Annotated in this window: 15 protein-coding genes; 9 read left to right on the forward strand and 6 right to left on the reverse strand. The window is 71.4% G+C overall.

The window, feature by feature from the left end:
* Positions 1-88 precede the first annotated feature (88 nt).
* The 4 genes from ACFXPK_RS01585 (at position 89) to ACFXPK_RS01600 (ending at position 3,290) form a co-directional block, all read left to right on the forward strand.
* Complete coding sequence (locus ACFXPK_RS01585; protein WP_385070412.1) at positions 89-847, forward strand: IclR family transcriptional regulator; 759 nt, start codon at positions 89-91, stop codon at positions 845-847.
* Complete coding sequence (locus tag ACFXPK_RS01590) at positions 847-2,052, forward strand: CaiB/BaiF CoA transferase family protein (protein ID WP_384994062.1); 1,206 nt, start codon at positions 847-849, stop codon at positions 2,050-2,052. The genes ACFXPK_RS01585 and ACFXPK_RS01590 overlap by 1 nt, the downstream gene beginning before the upstream one ends.
* Positions 2,049-2,909, forward strand: a complete 861-nt coding sequence (locus ACFXPK_RS01595; RefSeq protein WP_385070416.1) for a citryl-CoA lyase — start codon at positions 2,049-2,051, stop codon at positions 2,907-2,909. The genes ACFXPK_RS01590 and ACFXPK_RS01595 overlap by 4 nt, the downstream gene beginning before the upstream one ends.
* Positions 2,910-3,044: 135 nt before the next feature.
* Positions 3,045-3,290, forward strand: coding sequence for a hypothetical protein (locus tag ACFXPK_RS01600; RefSeq protein WP_385070419.1), 246 nt, complete (start codon positions 3,045-3,047; stop codon positions 3,288-3,290).
* Positions 3,291-3,367: 77 nt separating this feature from the next.
* On the opposite strand, the gene ACFXPK_RS01605 is transcribed toward ACFXPK_RS01600, so the two are convergent.
* Complete coding sequence (locus tag ACFXPK_RS01605; protein WP_384994057.1) at positions 3,368-4,048, reverse strand: GntR family transcriptional regulator; 681 nt, start codon at positions 4,046-4,048, stop codon at positions 3,368-3,370.
* Positions 4,049-4,207: 159 nt separating this feature from the next.
* Between ACFXPK_RS01605 and ACFXPK_RS01610 the strand changes: the two genes are divergently transcribed.
* From ACFXPK_RS01610 to ACFXPK_RS01630, 5 genes are all read left to right on the forward strand, one after another.
* Positions 4,208-5,404 carry a 4-oxalomesaconate tautomerase gene (locus tag ACFXPK_RS01610; protein WP_385070423.1) on the forward strand — a complete coding sequence of 399 codons (1,197 nt, stop codon included), beginning with the start codon at positions 4,208-4,210 and terminating at the stop codon, positions 5,402-5,404.
* 49 nt (positions 5,405-5,453) lie between these two features.
* The gene (locus ACFXPK_RS01615) at positions 5,454-6,479 is read left to right on the forward strand and encodes an amidohydrolase family protein (RefSeq protein ID WP_385070425.1); all 1,026 of its coding nucleotides are present in this window, start codon (positions 5,454-5,456) and stop codon (positions 6,477-6,479) included.
* A 25-nt stretch (positions 6,480-6,504) separates the two neighbouring features.
* Positions 6,505-7,188 carry a 4-carboxy-4-hydroxy-2-oxoadipate aldolase/oxaloacetate decarboxylase gene (ligK, locus tag ACFXPK_RS01620; protein WP_385070428.1) on the forward strand — a complete coding sequence of 228 codons (684 nt, stop codon included), beginning with the start codon at positions 6,505-6,507 and terminating at the stop codon, positions 7,186-7,188.
* Between the two features lie 64 nt (positions 7,189-7,252).
* Positions 7,253-8,176 carry an amidohydrolase family protein gene (locus ACFXPK_RS01625; protein ID WP_385070431.1) on the forward strand — a complete coding sequence of 308 codons (924 nt, stop codon included), beginning with the start codon at positions 7,253-7,255 and terminating at the stop codon, positions 8,174-8,176.
* 97 nt (positions 8,177-8,273) lie between these two features.
* Positions 8,274-9,626 (forward strand): MFS transporter, encoded by a 1,353-nt coding sequence (locus ACFXPK_RS01630; protein ID WP_384994045.1) that lies wholly within the window; start codon positions 8,274-8,276, stop codon positions 9,624-9,626.
* A 72-nt stretch (positions 9,627-9,698) separates the two neighbouring features.
* On the opposite strand, the gene ACFXPK_RS01635 is transcribed toward ACFXPK_RS01630, so the two are convergent.
* The 5 genes from ACFXPK_RS01635 to ACFXPK_RS01655 all read right to left on the reverse strand — a co-directional run bounded on the left by ACFXPK_RS01635 (position 9,699) and on the right by ACFXPK_RS01655 (position 15,936).
* On the reverse strand, positions 9,699-11,402 hold the full coding sequence (locus ACFXPK_RS01635) for an alpha-amylase family glycosyl hydrolase (protein ID WP_385070434.1): 1,704 nt from the start codon (positions 11,400-11,402) through the stop codon (positions 9,699-9,701).
* A gap of 38 nt (positions 11,403-11,440) precedes the next feature.
* Positions 11,441-12,337, reverse strand: a complete 897-nt coding sequence (locus ACFXPK_RS01640) for a carbohydrate ABC transporter permease (RefSeq protein WP_385070437.1) — start codon at positions 12,335-12,337, stop codon at positions 11,441-11,443.
* Between the two features lie 16 nt (positions 12,338-12,353).
* Positions 12,354-13,313 carry a carbohydrate ABC transporter permease gene (locus ACFXPK_RS01645; RefSeq protein ID WP_385070440.1) on the reverse strand — a complete coding sequence of 320 codons (960 nt, stop codon included), beginning with the start codon at positions 13,311-13,313 and terminating at the stop codon, positions 12,354-12,356.
* Between the two features lie 7 nt (positions 13,314-13,320).
* On the reverse strand, positions 13,321-14,670 hold the full coding sequence (locus ACFXPK_RS01650; RefSeq protein WP_385070443.1) for an extracellular solute-binding protein: 1,350 nt from the start codon (positions 14,668-14,670) through the stop codon (positions 13,321-13,323).
* Positions 14,671-14,907: 237 nt separating this feature from the next.
* Entirely contained in the window at positions 14,908-15,936 is a 1,029-nt protein-coding gene (locus ACFXPK_RS01655; protein ID WP_385070446.1) for a LacI family DNA-binding transcriptional regulator, read from the reverse strand.
* Between the last annotated feature and the right edge of the window lie 94 nt (positions 15,937-16,030).

Raw genomic sequence — 16,030 nt, forward strand, 5'->3', positions numbered from 1 at the left:
GGTTCCATGGTGTGATGGCGCGGCCCACGCATCCGGTGGGGTGATCGCCCCACCGGATGCCGGGACACCGAGACACGAGGGAGACGGCATGCCCGAATCCGACACCGGCGGCGTCCGCAGTGTGCAGCGCGCGGTGGACCTGCTCGCCCTCTTCGACGCCGAGCACCCCAGCCGCTCCGTACGCGAACTGGTCGACGCCACCGGACTGCCGAAGACCACCGTGGTGCGGCTGGTCCACACGCTGGAACAGTGCGGTCTGCTCTGGAGCCGGGGGGACGGCCTGCTCGTGCCCGGCACCGGGCTGCTGAGATGGGCCGAACTGGCGGGCCGCACCTGGCGGTTGCCGGAGGAGGCGCTGCGCCGCCTCGCCGCGCTGAGCGAGGCGAGCGGCGGCGAGACGGCCTCGGTCTACGTCCGCCAGCAGAACACCCGGGTCTGCGTGGCCCGCCACGAAGGCACCCGCACCCTGCGCCATGTCGTGCGTATCGGGGCCGAGATGCCGCTGTGGTCGGGGGCGGCGAGCCATGTCCTCCTCTCCCGCGCGGACCGCGCCGACGTCGCCGCGGTGGCCTCCCTGGCACCGGACGAGGACCGGGACGCACTGCTCTGGGAGCACACCAGGAAGGCCGCCGAGGACGGCATGGCCGTCAGCCACGGGGAACGGGAGCCGGGCGTCTCCGGTGTCGCCGCCCCGGTCTTCGCCGCGTCGGGCCGGCTGACCGCGGCGGTCGCGCTCGGCGGCCCCACCACCCGCTTCACCGACGCGGCCGTCGCCGCTCTCGCCCCGGCCCTGCTGGACACCGCACGCGCCCTCACGGCGCTCGACTGCATCGGAGGCACCGCCTGATGACGACTCCCCTTCTGGAGGGCGTCCGGGTCCTCGATCTGACCAATGTCCTCGCCGGCCCCTTCGCGGGCTATCAGCTCGCGCTGCACGGCGCCGATGTCATCAAGGTCGAGATGCCCGAATCCGGGGATCTCGCACGCCAGTTGGGCGCCGACCGGGCGCTCGGCGAAGAGCTGCTGGGGGCCTCCTTCCTGGCGCAGAACGCCGGCAAGCGCTCCCTCACCCTCAATCTGAAGGACCCGGACGGACGGGAGGCGCTGCTGCGCGCGGTGCGCGAGGCGGACGTGCTGCTGGAGAACTTCCGGCCCGGTGTGATGGACCGGCTCGGCGTCGGCTGGAAGACCCTCAGCGCCGAGAACCCCCGGCTCGTCTACTGTGCGATCTCCGGCTTCGGGCAGACGGGGCCGCTGCGCGACCGTCCCGCGTACGACCAGATCATCCAGGGCCTGAGCGGGATGATGAGCGTCACCGGCACCCCGGGGACCGCTCCGCTGCGGGCCGGGTTCCCCGTCGCGGACACCCTCGGCGGCATGGCGGCGGCCTACGCGGTCGCGGCGGCGCTCGTCCGGCGCGGCCGCACCGGGGAGGGCGCCTTCGTCGATGTCTCGATGCTGGAGTCCGCGCTCACCGCCATGGGGTGGGTCACGTCCAACTACCTGATCAGCGGGCGGGTGCCCGAGCCCATGGGCAACGAGAACTTCACCGCGGCCCCCTCGGGCACCTTCCGTACCGCCGACGGCCATCTCAACATCGCCGCCAACCGGCAGCAGCAGTTCACCACCCTGTGCCGGCTCATAGGACGCGAGGAGCTGACGACCGACCCGCGCTTCGCCCACCCCGCCGACCGCAAGACACACCGCGACGCCCTGCGCGACGAGATCGAGGCGGGGCTCGCCGCCCGGCCGGCGGCGCAGTGGGAGGAGATCCTCTCCGACGCCGGGGTACCGGCGGCGCGGGTGCTGTCGGTGCCGGACGCCCTGGGCCTGGACCATCTGGCCGCCCGCGGCTTCGTCCACGACCTGCCCTTCCCCGACGGCCGCGAACGCTCCCTGCACGTCCTCGGCAGCCCGGTACGGGTGGACGACGCACCGGCCGCCGCCCCCTCGCCCCCACCACTGCTCGGGGAACACACCGACACCGTTCTGGCCGAACTCGGCTACGCCCCGGTGGAGATCGCCGCGCTGCGCGAAGGCGGTGCGGTGTGAGCGGCACCACGGCCCCGGCGGGCGGCGGACCGGCGCGGGAGACGGCGGACGGCGGCGAGCCGATGATCGCCGAACGCGCCGTCACCGACTGGTGGTCCACGGCGGTCAGCGAGATCCGGCCCGGCGAGATCAGGCTGCGCGGCTACCCGGTCCAGGAGCTGATCGGCCGGATCACCTTCGCCGAACAGATCTGGCTCATGCTCCGCGGCGAACTGCCCACCCCGGTCCAGGGACGCCTGCTGGAGGCCGCCCTGGTCGCCGCCGTCGACCACGGGCCGCAGGCCCCGTCGATCGCCGCGGCCAGGATGGCGGCCACCTGCGGTGTCGGCCTGAACAGCGCCGTCGCGACCGGCACGGGTCTGCTCGGCGACGTCCACGGCGGGGCGGGCCAGCAGTGCATGGAGGTCCTGCGACGGGTGACGGACGGCGAAGAGGCCACCGACATCGTCGCCGAGTACCGCGGCCGCCGCGCCTACATCCCCGGGTTCGGCCACCGCTTCCACCCCCGGGACCCCCGGCGCGACCCCCTGCTCGCGCTGGTACGGGAGGCCGTCGACGCGGGTGAGGTCCCCGGACACGCCCTGTCCGCCGGGCTGGCGCTCGAAGCGGCGCTCGCCGCGGGCCGGGACCGCCCCGTACCCATGAACATCGACGGCGCCACCGCGATCATCTACGCGGAACTCGGCTTCCCTCCCCAGCTCGGCCGGGGCCTGTTCGTCCTCTCCCGCAGTGTGGGCATCCTCTCCCACGCCTGGGAGGAGACGGAGAACGGAACCCGTATCAAGGGACCGCTGCCGCGCCCGCTCCTCGCGGGCTACCACGGCCCGCCGGAACGCCACCTGGACCGGGACTCCTGACGGGCGGCGGGACGGTGGCGTCCGGGCTTTCGTGGGGGTGTCGGCGGCCTGTGTGATGACGGGGGGACGCCGACCGGTCCGTCTGCCGCCGGGAGCTACGAGGTCGTACGGACCATCGTGCGCCGGGAGACCGTGATGAGCCGGGACGACCCGGCGAAGGTGATCACCGAGCCGGGGACCTTCTCGCTCGTCTCCTGCACGGTGGACACCGCCAACGGCGACTGCGGCGCCCACACCGGCTGCTTCACCCCCGTGTTCGGCGCCGACCGCACGGGCCCGGGAAGCGGCGCCGCGGCCGCCCCGTACGACCGGAGTACGCCGATGGACGCGCGCCTGCGCGAGGGCGGCGACACCGCGTGCGGGTCCGCCACCCGGTCCTGAGCGCCAACGGCCGCCGCCCGTACGGACGCTGACGGCCAGGAAGGACGGGTACCAGCGCCCGGGGCCGGGGCGGCTTCTCAGGCGGTACGGGACTCCTCGCGGCCCCGGTCCGGGGTCGCCCCCAACTCCTCGATGACGCTGTCGAGATGGGCCCGCGCCGCGGCTTCCGCGGCCTCGGGGTCGCCGGCCACGATCGCGTCGATGATCGCCAGGTGCTGGGGCAGCGACCGCGTCGGGCGGCCCGGTCGCAGGGCGAGCCGGAACTGGTAGCGGACCATCTGTCCGTTCAGCCGTTCCAGCAGTGTCTTCGCGACGTCCTGCCCGCTCACCTCGGCGACCAGGTCGTGCAGACGCCGGTTGAGTCCCGAGTAGGTGTCGAGTTCACCGGCGGCCACCGCCGCCCGCATCCCCGCGCCGATCTCCAGCAGCCGCTCGTGGTGTGCCCCGGTGGCCCGCTCGGCGGCGCGCCGGGCGCACAGGCCCTCCAGCGAGGCCCGGCACTCCGTGATCTGGACGGCCTCCTCGACCGGGATCACCCGGACGCGGGCGCCCCGGCGCGGGATCAGCTCCACGAGCCCCTCGGCGGCCAGGTCCTGGAGCGCCTCACGGACCGAGCTGCGTGTGGCCCCGAACGTCTCGGACAGCTCCTGCTCGATCAGCCGCTGCCCCGGGACCATATCCCCCGTGGCCAGCGCCGCCCGGATCCCCGCGCCGACCACACTCCGGCCCGCCTGCCCGGTGACCTGCTTCTGCGCCACCCCTACCGCCTTCCCCGGTTTACCGTCCGTCTCGTCGCACCGCAGTCTATGGGGCGTCACCGGTCACGTGAACAACGCCTGAAACTTTTTCGTCAAGCATATTGTCAACAATCTGGTCGACGGTTAAGTTGGCGAGCGAAATCGCACGGAGGGAATGCAATGACGCAGCCCACGGCGGCCGAAGCCGCCCCCGCTCCCCGCCCCCGGACCCACGGCGGCCAGACCGCCGTCCCCTGCTGGTTCCTGCGCGGCGGCACCTCACGCGGACCGTTCTTCCGCTCCGCCGACCTGCCCGCGGACCGCGCGGCCCGGGACGCCGTGCTCCTGGCGGCCATGGGATCGCCCGACCCGCGCCAGATCGACGGGCTGGGCGGGGCGAACCCGCTGACGAGCAAGGCGGGCATCGTCGGCCCCGGCAGCCGGCCCGATGTCGACCTCGACTTCACGTTCGCGCAGCTACAGCCCGGCAGCGATCTCGTGGACACCACGGCGAACTGCGGCAACATGCTCGCGGCCGTGGTCCCCTTCGCCGTCGAGTCCGGCCTGCTGGTCCCGGACGGCGACCTCACGACGGCCCGCGTCCTCACCCGGAACACCGGACTGGTCGCCGAGATCTCCATCCGTACACCGTCGGCCGAGCCGTCCGAGGACGGCATACCGGCCGGACGGTACGTCGCATACGCCGGTGACACGGCCATCGACGGCGTGCCGGGCACCGCGTCGGCCGTCACCATCGGCTTCCTCGACACCGAGGGCTCGGTGTGCTCCGCCCTGCTGCCCACCGGGAACGTCCGCGACCGCGTGGAGGCCCCGGGCGTCGGCCCCGTCGACGTCACCTGCATCGACAACGGGCAGCCGCTCGTGATCGTGAACGCGGCCGACCTCGGACGCACCGGCCACGAATCCGCCGAGGCGCTGAACGCCGACGCCCGGCTCAAGGAGCGCCTGGAGGCACTGCGGCTGGTCTGCGGCGAGCTGATGGGGCTCGGGGACGTGACCGCGAAGAACTACCCGAAGATGACCCTGGTCTCACCGCCCGCGCACGGCGGCACCATCACCACCCGCAGCTTCATCCCGCATGTCTGCCACGCGTCGATCGGGGTGCTCGCCGCCGTCACCGCGGCCACCGCCTGCGTGCTCGACGGATCGGTCGCCGCCGAACTGGCCGACGTCCCGCCGGGCGACGACGTCGACGTCTCGGTGGAACACCCCTCCGGCGAGTTCACCGTACGGCTCGGCCTGAGCCAGGACACCCCACGCCGGGTGGAGCGGTCCGCCCTGGTGCGCACCGCGCGGCTGATCATGGCCGGCGACGTCCTGATCCCCCGCGGTGCCCACCGCCCCACGCAGCCCTGATCCACCGGAACGACCCGAACGAACCGTACGAGCCCCAGGAGGAGCAGCGATGATCATCGACTGCCACGGCCACTACACCACCGCGCCCCCGGCGCTGGAGGAGTGGCGCAACCGTCAGATCGCCGGACTCACCGACCCCGCGCTCGACCCCGACCCCGCCGAGCTGCGGATCAGCGACGACGAACTGCGGCGGAGCGTCGAGGACAACCAGCTCCGGCTGATGGACGAGCGCGGCATCGACCTGACGGTGTTCTCCCCCCGGGCGTCCTTCATGGCCCACCACATCGGTGACTTCCGCACCTCCGCCCGGTGGGCGGCCCTCTGCAACGAGCTGATCGCCCGGATCTGCGCGCTGTACCCGGAGCGCTTCGCCCCCGCCGCGATGCTCCCCCAGTCCCCCGGCACCGACCCGGCCACCTGTCTCCCGGAGCTGGTCCGCTGTGTGGAGGAGTACGGGGCGGTCGCCCTGAACCTCAACCCCGACCCGTCCGGCGGCCACTGGACGGCGCCCCCGCTGACCGACCGCTCGTGGTACCCGGTCTACGAGAAGATGGTCGAGTACGACATCCCGGCGATGATCCATGTGAGTACGAGCGTCAACCAGGCGTTCCACACCACCGGCGCCCACTACCTCAACGCCGACACCACGGCGTTCATGCAGCTCGTCCAGGGCGATCTGTTCGCCGACTTCCCGAACCTGCGGCTGGTCGTCCCGCACGGCGGCGGCGCCGTCCCGTACCACTGGGGGCGTTTCCGGGGGCTGGCGGCGGCGCTCGGCAAGCCGCCGCTCGACGAGCACGTGCTGGGCAACGTCTTCTTCGACACCTGCGTCTACCACCAGCCCGGCATCGATCTGCTCCTCGACGTCGTCCCCGCACGTAACATCCTCTTCGCCTCCGAGATGATCGGCGCCGTCCGCGGTGTCGACCCGGACACCGGCCACCACTTCGACGACACCCACCGCTATGTGAAGGCCGCGGGGCTGTCCCCGGAGACACTGGCCGACCTCTGCGAACACAACGCGCGCACCGTCTACCCACGCCTCGACGCCCTGCTCAAGCGGCAGGGACGCTGACCCGAGCGGAAGGAACCACACGATCGTGTACACACTCGGAGTCGTCCACCGGAACATCGTCAGGGCCGCCCGCGAGGACGTCGACGCCCTCGCGCCGTTCGGTGTCAGCACCCTCCACGAGGCCATGGGCCGCACCGGCCTGATGCGCCCCTACCTCAGGCCCGTCTACCTCGGCGCCGCCTTCTGCGGGACGGCCGTCACCGTGCTGCTCCAGCCCGGCGACAACTGGATGCTGCATGTGGCCGCCGAACAGCTCAGGCCCGGTGACGTCCTCGTCGCGGCCTGCACCACCGAGTCCGAGGACGGTTTCTTCGGCGAGCTGCTGGCCACCTCGGTCCGCGCCCGGGGATGCGCCGGTCTGGTCATCGACGGCGGCTGCCGCGACGTGGCCGCGCTGGAGGCGATGGACTTCCCCGTCTTCAGCCGGGCCGTCCACGCGAAGGGCACCGTCAAGGCCACGCTGGGCTCGGTCAACGTGCCGGTCGTCTGCGGCAACGCGCTGGTGCGCCCCGGTGACGTGGTGGTCGCCGATGTCGACGGTGTGGCCGTCGTGCCGGCCGAGCGGGCCGCGGAGGTCGCCGAGGCGTCCCGGGTCCGCGAGGCCAACGAGGAGGGCAAGCGGCAGCGGTTCGCGGCCGGGGAACTCGGCCTCGACATGTACGCGATGCGCGAACCGCTCCGGGAGGCCGGTCTCCGGTACGTCGACTGACCCGCCCGGCCAGGCCCCCTGGCCCCTGTCCGCCCGCATCCGCACCCGTACGACCGGAGTCCCGATGAGCACCCGCGCCCCCAAGACCCCCGGCTGGCTGGACTGGTACCCGAACCCGTCCCGGCCCGCCTTCACCCTCCCGCCGGGAACCGTCGACACACACTGCCATGTGTTCGGCCCCCAGGAGGAGTTCCCGTTCGCCCCCGAGCGGAAGTACACGCCCTGCGACGGCGGGAAGGACCAGCTCTTCGCGCTGCGCGACCGGCTCGGTGTCAGCCGTAACGTCGTCGTCCAGGCCACCTGCCACGGCGCCGACAACAGCGCCATGGTCGACGCCGTCCGCGCGTCCGGCGGCCGGGCCCGGGGCATCGCCACCGTACGCCCGGACATCGAGGACGCCGAGCTGCGCCGCCTCCACGAGGCGGGGGTCAGGGGCGTACGCTTCAACTTCCTGAAGCGGCTGGTCAACACCGCGCCCCAGGACGAACTGGCCGCCGTGGCGCGGCGGATCGCACCGCTGGGCTGGCATGTCGTCCTCTACTTCGAGAGCGCCGACCTGCCGGAGCTGGAGGGTTTCTTCGGCTCGCTGCCCACGCCCCTGGTCGTGGACCACCTGGGACGGCCGGATGTGACGGCCCCGGCCAGCGGCCCGGAGTTCAGCCGCTTCCTGCGCTTCGTCGAGCGCGGGGACGTCTGGGTGAAGGTGAGCTGCCCCGAGCGGCTGAGCGTCACCGGTCCCCCTGCGCTGGACGGCGAGCGGCACGCGTACACCGATGTGGTGCCCTTCGCCCGCCGGGCCGTCGAGGAGTTCCCCGACGCCGTGCTGTGGGGCACCGACTGGCCGCACCCCAATCTCACCCACCACATGCCCGACGACGGGCTCCTCGTGGACCACGTCCCCCACATCGCGGTCACCGCGGACCAGCAGCGGAAGCGGCTGGTCGACAACCCGATGCGGCTCTACTGGCCCGGCGAGTCCACCGGCTGAGCGCCGGCTCCGTACCGCACCCCCCACTGTCACCGCTGCCGGCTGGACCCGTTCGCCCCCACTCCTTCTCCCTCTCCTCACTCCGACAGAGGCCCCCATGTCCCACTCCAACGCGCTGAACCGGCTGAACCGTCTGCCGCTCTTCCGGTTCCACAAGACCACCCTGCTGGTGGTGTCCTTCGCCTACTTCTTCGAGTTCGCGGACATCAACAGCTTCGCGACCACAGCGCCCAAGCTGATCAATCTGTGGGGCGTCACCGTGAACCAGGTGGCCTATGTCACCTCCTTGTCCTTCGTCGGCATGTTCTTCGGTTCGATCATCGCCAGCGGCATCGCCGACCGGTGGGGGCGCAAGAAGGCGCTCACGCTGACGACGGTGTTCTTCGGGGTCTTCTCGTTCACCTCGGTCTTCGCCTGGGACATCGTGTCCCTCGGTGTGTTCCGTGTGCTCACCTCGGCCGGACTCTCCGCGATGACGGTGGTGGCGGTCATCTACGTCAACGAGATCTATCCGGCCGCCTTCCGCGGCAAGTACCAGGCGTACGCGATCGTCATCGGCATCTGCGGCACGCCCGTCACCAATCTGATCGCCAGCGCGGTGGTGCCGCTCAGCGACTGGTCCTGGCGGCTGGTGTACCTGTGGGGTTCGGTCGGTCTGCTCTTCGTCTTCTTCGCCCGCAGCCTCAAGGAGTCCCCGCGCTGGCTGGAGAGCCGGGGCCGGCACGCGGAGGCCGACGCGATCCTCACCGAACTGGAGGCGCGGGCCACCGAGGAGAAGGGCCCCCTGCCCGAACCCGCGCCCCCGGTCGACGAGGAGCCGGCCGCCAAGGCGACCCTGCGACTGCTGCTCCAGAAGAAGTACCTCGCGCCGACGCTGCTGCTCACCGTGGTGTGGGTCACCCAGACCATCGGCTTCTTCGGCTATTCGAGCTGGGCGCCCACCCTGCTGGCGAAGGAGGGTTTCAGCGTCGAGAAGTCGGTGTTCTACGTGGCCCTGACGACGGTCGGCGCGCCGCTCGGCTCCTTCCTGGCCTCGCTGGTCACCGACCGGTTCGAACGCAAGTGGTGTCTGGTCGCCTTCGGTACGGTCATCGCGTTCTGCGGTCTGCTCTACGGGCTCACCTTCGACCCGATCCTGATCGTCGTCTTCGGCTTCCTGGTGAACCTCTTCGAACGCGGCTACACCGCGCTGGGGTACGCCTACTCCCCCGAGGTCTTCGACACCCGCAGCCGTTCGCTGGGCACCGGAGTCTCGTACGGGCTGGGGCGGTTGTCGAACGCGGCCGGGCCGCTGATCATCGCGGCCCTCTACAACAGCTCCGGGTACCAGAGCGTCTTCTACTTCATCGCCGGCACCTGGCTCTTCGGCGCCATCGCCCTGGCGATCTTCGGCCCCCGGACCAGGGCCGCCCGGCTCGCGCAGGCGGCGAAGGCCCCCACGGCGGCCTGACCTCGGCCCCCGTCGCCGCCGGTGCTCCCCTCACAGGGCGCACCGGCGGCTCGTGCGATGCCTCCTCGTAGCTCAGGGCGCGGCGCGCAGCCAGACCGCCGTGTCCCGGGGCAGACGGCCGGCCACCAGCGGGCCGCTGGTGAGCAGCACCTCGGTGTACGGGGGCAACGGGGCGGGCTCCGCCGAGAAGTTGACCACGCAGACCAGCTCGGTCCCGGAACCGTCCCCCGGCCCGGAATCATCCTCCGGCCCGGAACCGTCCCCCGTTCCTGAACCGTCCCCCGTTCCCGAACCGTCCCCCGTCCCGGGCCGTGCGAAGGAGAGCACCCCCGGCGCCGACTCCCGCCAGCGCATCGGCCCGTCCCCGAAGCCCGGGACGGTACGCCGCAGCCGCAGGGCCTCCCGGTAGAGCGTGAGCATGGAGCCGGGGTCGGCCGTCTGGCGGTCGGCGGCGTACGCGGGCCAGAACTCCGGCTGCGGCAGCCATGGTTCGGTGGCCGAGCCGAACCCGGAGTACGGCGCGTCCGCGGTCCACGGCAGCGGCACCCGGCAGCCGTCGCGCCCCGGATCCGTGCCCCCGGAGCGCGCGTGCATCGGATCCTCGATCCGGTCCAGCGGGATCTCCGCCTCGGGCAGGCCCAGTTCCTCGCCCTGGTAGAGGTAGACGGAGCCGGGCAGGGCCAGCGAGAGCAGCGCGGCGGCGCGCGCCCTGCGGGTGCCCAGTCCGTGATCGGTCGGGGTGCCGAACTCCTTGGCCGCGAAGTCGAATCCGCTCTCCTCGCGTCCGTACCGGGTGACCGTGCGCGTCACGTCGTGGTTGCAGAGCACCCAGGTGGCGGGCGCGCCGACGGGCGCGTGTTCGGCGAGCGTCGCCTCGATCGCGGCCCGCATCCGGCCGGCGTCCCAAGGGCAGGCGAGGAAGCTGAAGTTGAACGCGGTGTGCAGCTCGTCCGGTCGGAGGTAGCGCACGAAGCGCTCGGTGTCGGGCAGCCACACCTCACCGACGAAGACCGCGCCGTACGTGTCGGCGATGGCGCGCCAGGAGCGGTAGATCGTGTGCAGTTCGTCGAGGTCGACATAGGGGTGCGGGTCGCGGCCCGCGGTGAAGTCCGGCAGGGCGGGGTCCTTGGCGAGGAGCGCGGCCGAGTCGATCCGTACGCCCGCGACGCCCCGCTCGAACCAGAAGCGCAGCACCTCCTCGTGCTCCCTGCGTACCGAGGGATGGGCCCAGTTGAGGTCGGGCTGCTCGGGGGCGAAGAGGTGCAGGTACCACTCGCCGTCGTCCAGCCGTGTCCAGGCCGGTCCGCCGAACTCGGAGACCCAGTCGTTGGGCGGGATCTCGCCGTGCTCGCCGCGCCCGGCGCGGAAGTGGAAGAGGGCGCGTTCGGGGCGGCCCGGTCCCGCGGCGAGGGCCGCCCGGAACCAGATGTGCCGGTCGGAGACATGGTTGGGCACGATGTCGATGATCGTGCGCAGCCCCAGTGCGCGCGCTTCGGCGATGAGTTTCTCGGCCTCGGCGAGGGTGCCGAACGCGGGGTCGATGGTGCGGTAGTCCGCCACGTCGTAGCCGCCGTCGGCGAGCGGTGAGAGGTACCAGGGGGTGAACCAGAGCGCGTCGACGCCGAGTTCGACCAGATGGGGCAGCCTGGCCCGGACCCCCGCGAGGTCCCCGGTGCCGTCGCCGTCGCCGTCGGCGAAGCTGCGTACGTAGACCTGGTAGATGACGGCGTCACGCCACCAGAGGGTGTCGCCGGGCGCGGGCGGGCTGCCTTCCATACGGTGGTTCCTTTCGGGGGTGGGTGAGGGTGTCCAGGTCAGCCCTTGGTGCTGCCGGCGCTGATCCCGGCGATGATGTGCCGCTGGAACACCAGGAACATCAGCACCATCGGGACGCTGGCGATCACCATGGCGGCGATGAGTACCGAGAGCGGGATGTTCTGGGAGAGCTGGACGAGCGCGACGCTGATGGGCTGCTTGTCGGTGTCGGAGAAGACCATCAGCGGCCAGAGGAAGTCCTGCCAGACGGCGACCAGCGCGAAGATCGACACCACTCCGAGCACCGGCCGGGACATGGGCAGCAGGATCGACCAGAGGGTACGGAGCCGGCCCGCCCCGTCGATCTCCGCGGCCTCCAGCACATCGCGCGGGATCTGGTCGAAGAAGCGTTTGAGCAGGTAGAGGTTGAAGGCGTTGGCGACGGCGGGCAGCCAGATGCCCAGTGGGTCGTTGAGGAGGCTGAGGTGGATCAGCGGCAGGTCGGCGATCGTCAGGTACTTCGGTACGAGCAGCGCCTGGGCGGGCACCATCAGGGTGGCGAGGATGCCGCCCAGGATCACCCTGCCGAACGCGGGCCGCAGCTTCGACAGGGCGTAGGCCGCGGCCGTGCAGAAGACGAGCTGGAGGATCCAGGCGCCCGTGGCCTGCACCACCGTGTTCCCCAGATGGGTGGGGAGGCGCATCAGCTCCCAGGCGTCGGTGTACGCGCCGAGGTTCCAGGTCCCGGGGACCAGGGTGGGCGGTGTGCGGACCAGTTCGTCCGGGGACTTCATCGCGCCGGAGGCCATCCAGTACACGGGGAGGAGGAAGGCGAGCACGAAGGCGAGGACGACACCGCAGAAGACGGTCCAGTAGAGCGCCTTCCCCCGGGTGGTCGCGAGGGAGAGCGGCGAGACGAGGGTGCGTACGGCCTGGGCGTGTGCGGCTCGGGGCATGGCGGCGCGGTTCCTCTCAGTCGTCGGTGCGGGTGAGCCGCAGATAGAGGGCGGAGAAGACGCTGAGCACGCTCAGCAGGAGGACGCTCAGGGCGCACGCCCCGCCGAAGTCGTTGTAGAGGAAGGCGTACTTGTAGATGAGGTAGAGGACCGTGACGGTCGAACTCTCCGGGCCGCCGCCGGTGATCACGAACGGTTCGGTGAACACCTGCATCGTCGCGACGATCTGGAGGAGCATCAGCATCAGGATGATGAAGCGGGTCTGCGGGACGGTCACATGGCGCACCCGCTGCCAGAGCGAGGCGCCGTCCAGTTCGGCCGCTTCGTACAGCTCCCCGGGGATGCCCTGGAGGGCGGCGAGGTAGATGAGGACCGTGCCGCCCATGTTCGCCCAGGTCGCCACGATGACCAGGGAGAGCAGCGCGGTGTCGGCGCCGTTGGTCCAGTTCGAGGTGGGGAGGTGGAGGAAGCGCAGGGCCTCGTTGGCCAGTCCGGCGCCCGGGTCGTAGAACCACTTCCACAGCAGGGCGCTGACGACCGGCGGGATCATCACCGGCAGGTAGACGACCACCCGGAAGAAGGCCTTCGCGTGGCGCAGTTCGTTGAGGACGAGCGCCATCAGGAACGGTACGGCGAAGCCGGCGAGCAGGGCGATCACGGTGAAGGTGAGGGTGTTGCGCCAGGCCGCGCCGAACTCGGGGTCGTGGAAGACCTGGGTGAAGTTGGCGGTGCCCACCCACTCCGGTGGTGATCCGGGGGTGTACTTCTGGAAGGCGATGATCACCGCGCGGACCGCCGGGTACCAGGAGAACAGCGCGAAGCAGATCAGCCCGCCGACGAGGAAGGCGTAGGCACGGAGCTGGTGGCCGAGGGCGCGGCGCAGGGCGCCGGGGGTTCGGCGGCCCGCCGGTGCGCTCCGCCCCGGCGGAGGCGGGGCGGAGGGCGCGGGCCGCTGGGGAGCCTGGGCGGTCTTCATGGGTGTGTCAGCCCCGGGCCAGGATTCCGTCGATCTTCGACTGGGCGTCCTGGAGGAGCCGGTCGATATCGGCGTCCTTCTTGGTGAGGACGGCGGAGACCGCGCCGTCGAGGACCGAGTAGATCTGCTGGGCCTTCGGCGGTTCGAGCTTGGCGGTCAGTCCCTGGCTTCCGTCCAGGAAAGCCTGGTAGTTCTCGACGGGGACGTTGGCGTACCGCTTCTTCAGCTCCTGGTCGCGGGTGTCGGTGGCGCCGCTCCACAGCCGGGGCTCGGGGAGGCCGACCGGGGCCTTGCGGTCGGCGGCGCGCTTCCAGTCGTTGAGGCCGGATCCGGGGGTGTTGGTCTGGAACTCCAGCCACTTGAGGCCGGCCCTGATCTGGTCGGGGGACGCCTTCTTGTTGAACATGTAGCCGTCGCCGCCGATGAGGGTGCCCTTGCCGCCGGGCATCGGGGCGAGGGCCAGGTCCTCGTAGCTGCCGCCCTTCTCCTTGACGAGGATCGGCACGTTGTCGGGCGCGGAGAGGTACATGCCGAGCTTGCCGGAGCCCATCATCTGCTGGACGTCGTTGAGGATGAGCAGTTGTTTGGTGCCCATGGAGCCGTCGCTCCAGCGCATGTCCTTGAGGTTCTGGAGGACCGCCCGGCCCGCGGGGCTGTCGACGTCCGCCTTCTTGCCGTCGGGGGTGACGACGTCGCCGCCCTGCGCGTACATCTCCGCGGTGAAGTGCCAGCCGCCCTGGTTCTGGGCGCTGTAGTCGGCGTAGCCCACGTACCCCTTGCCGAGGCCGGCGATCTTCTTGGCGGCGGTGCGGACCTCCTCCCAGGTGGCGGGGGGATCGGCGGGGTCGAGTCCGGCGCGCTGGAAGAGCTTCTTGTTGTAGAGGAGGCCCATCGAGTAGTTGGTGCGCGGGACGCCGTACACCTTGCCGTCGGCGCTGTACACGTCGCGCAGGGACTGCTGGATGTCGCCGTAGCCCTTCATGTCCTTCACGTACGCGGTGATGTCCGCCGCCTGGTCGATGTCGACGACGTGCCGGGCGTCGGTGAAGTACGTGTAGAAGACGTCCTCCATCTGGCCGCCGGCGAGTTTGGCATCGAAGGTCTTGGGGTCCTGGCAGGGGAAGGCGTCGCGGCCGACGATGTCGATGTCCGGGTGGGCCTTCTCGAACGCCGCGATGTCGTCCTCGAAGTTCTGCCGGTCGATCCTGGCGCTCTTGGGCGGCATGCAGTTGACGGTGATACGCGTCTTGCCGTCGGCCGAGCCGCCCCCGCCCCCGCCGCAGGCGGCCAGTCCGGTGAGGGCGAGTGCGGTGGCTGTGGCGGTGGCGAAGGTACGGCGGAACCCGGAACTACTCATCTGCGGGACCCCTCTTGGGCAGGAGCGCGGGAAGCCCACAGCCGCTCGCTGTGTGGCGGCGCTCACTCAACCACCATCACCGGATGCCCGCAATATCTCGCTCCGATTTCGCAAATAGTTGACAGGCCGTCGTCCGCATCGGGACGCGGCGGCGGAAGCACCCGGTACGCCACCGGCCCCGTACACCGGGGGTGTACGGGGCCGGGTCGGCCGTCCGAAGGGGGCGAGGAGGCGCGGTCAGCCGCGGGGCGCCTGGCCGGTGGAGCCCCGTACCACCAGCTCCGGCTCGAACAGCAGCTCGCCGGGGGGTACGGAGCCGCCCTGGATCTGGGCGTTGAGCATCTCGACGGCCGCGCGGCCCATCGCCTCGATGGGCTGACGGACCGTCGTGAGCGGGGGTTCGGTGCAGTTCATGAACGCGGAGTCGTCGAAGCCGACGACCGAGACCTGGCCGGGGACCGTCAGACCGCGCCGACGGGCCGCCCGTACCGCGCCCAGGGCCAGCGGATCGCTCGCGCAGATGATGCCCGTGACGCCCCGGTCCAGCAGGCGCGTGGCCGCCGCGTGGCCGCCCTCCAGGGAGAACATGGTCCGCTCGACACGCTCCTCGGGGAGCGCGGGCCCGGCCGGTCCGGTACCGGCCGTCGCGGCGTACGCGGCCCGCCCCGCCGCGAGCTTGCGCCGGGACGGCACGTGGTCGGCCGGGCCGAGCACCAGCCCGATGCGCTCGTGGCCGAGCGAGGACAGATGGCGCCACGCCTGCTCGACCGCGACGGCGTCGTCGCAGGAGATGCAGGGGAAGTCGAGGTTCTCGATGGGCGCGTTGATCAGGACGACCGGGATACGGCGCTCGGCGAGCAGCCGGTAGTGGTCGTGCGGGGCGTCCGCCTGGGCGAAGAGACCGCCGGCGAAGACCACCCCGGAGACCTGCTGCTGGAGCAGCAGCTCCACGTAGTCGGCCTCGGAGACGCCGCCCTTGGTCTGGGTGCACAGCACGGGGGTGAGGCCCTGCTGTGCGAGCGCGCCGCCGATCACCTCGGCGAACGCCGGGAAGATGGGGTTCTGCAACTCCGGCAGGACGAGACCGACGAGCCGGGCGCGCTCGCCGCGGAGCTGGGTGGGGCGCTCGTAACCGAGGACGTCCAGGGCGGTCAGTACGGACTGCCGGGTGGCCGGCGAGACACCGGGCTTGCCGTTGAGCACCCGGCTGACCGTGGCCTCGCTGACCCCAACCTTCTTCGCCACCTGAGCAAGTCGTCGCGTCATGCGCGCAAGAGTAGCGCAAGAAATGCAAGCGGCTTGCTTCATCTGTCGCGCCATCCGGCGGACGGGACGGGGCGGCGCCGCCGGTGGCTCCGGA

The organism is Streptomyces sp. NPDC059142 (genome assembly GCF_042755665.1).
Classification (GTDB): Bacteria; Actinomycetota; Actinomycetes; order Streptomycetales; family Streptomycetaceae; genus Streptomyces.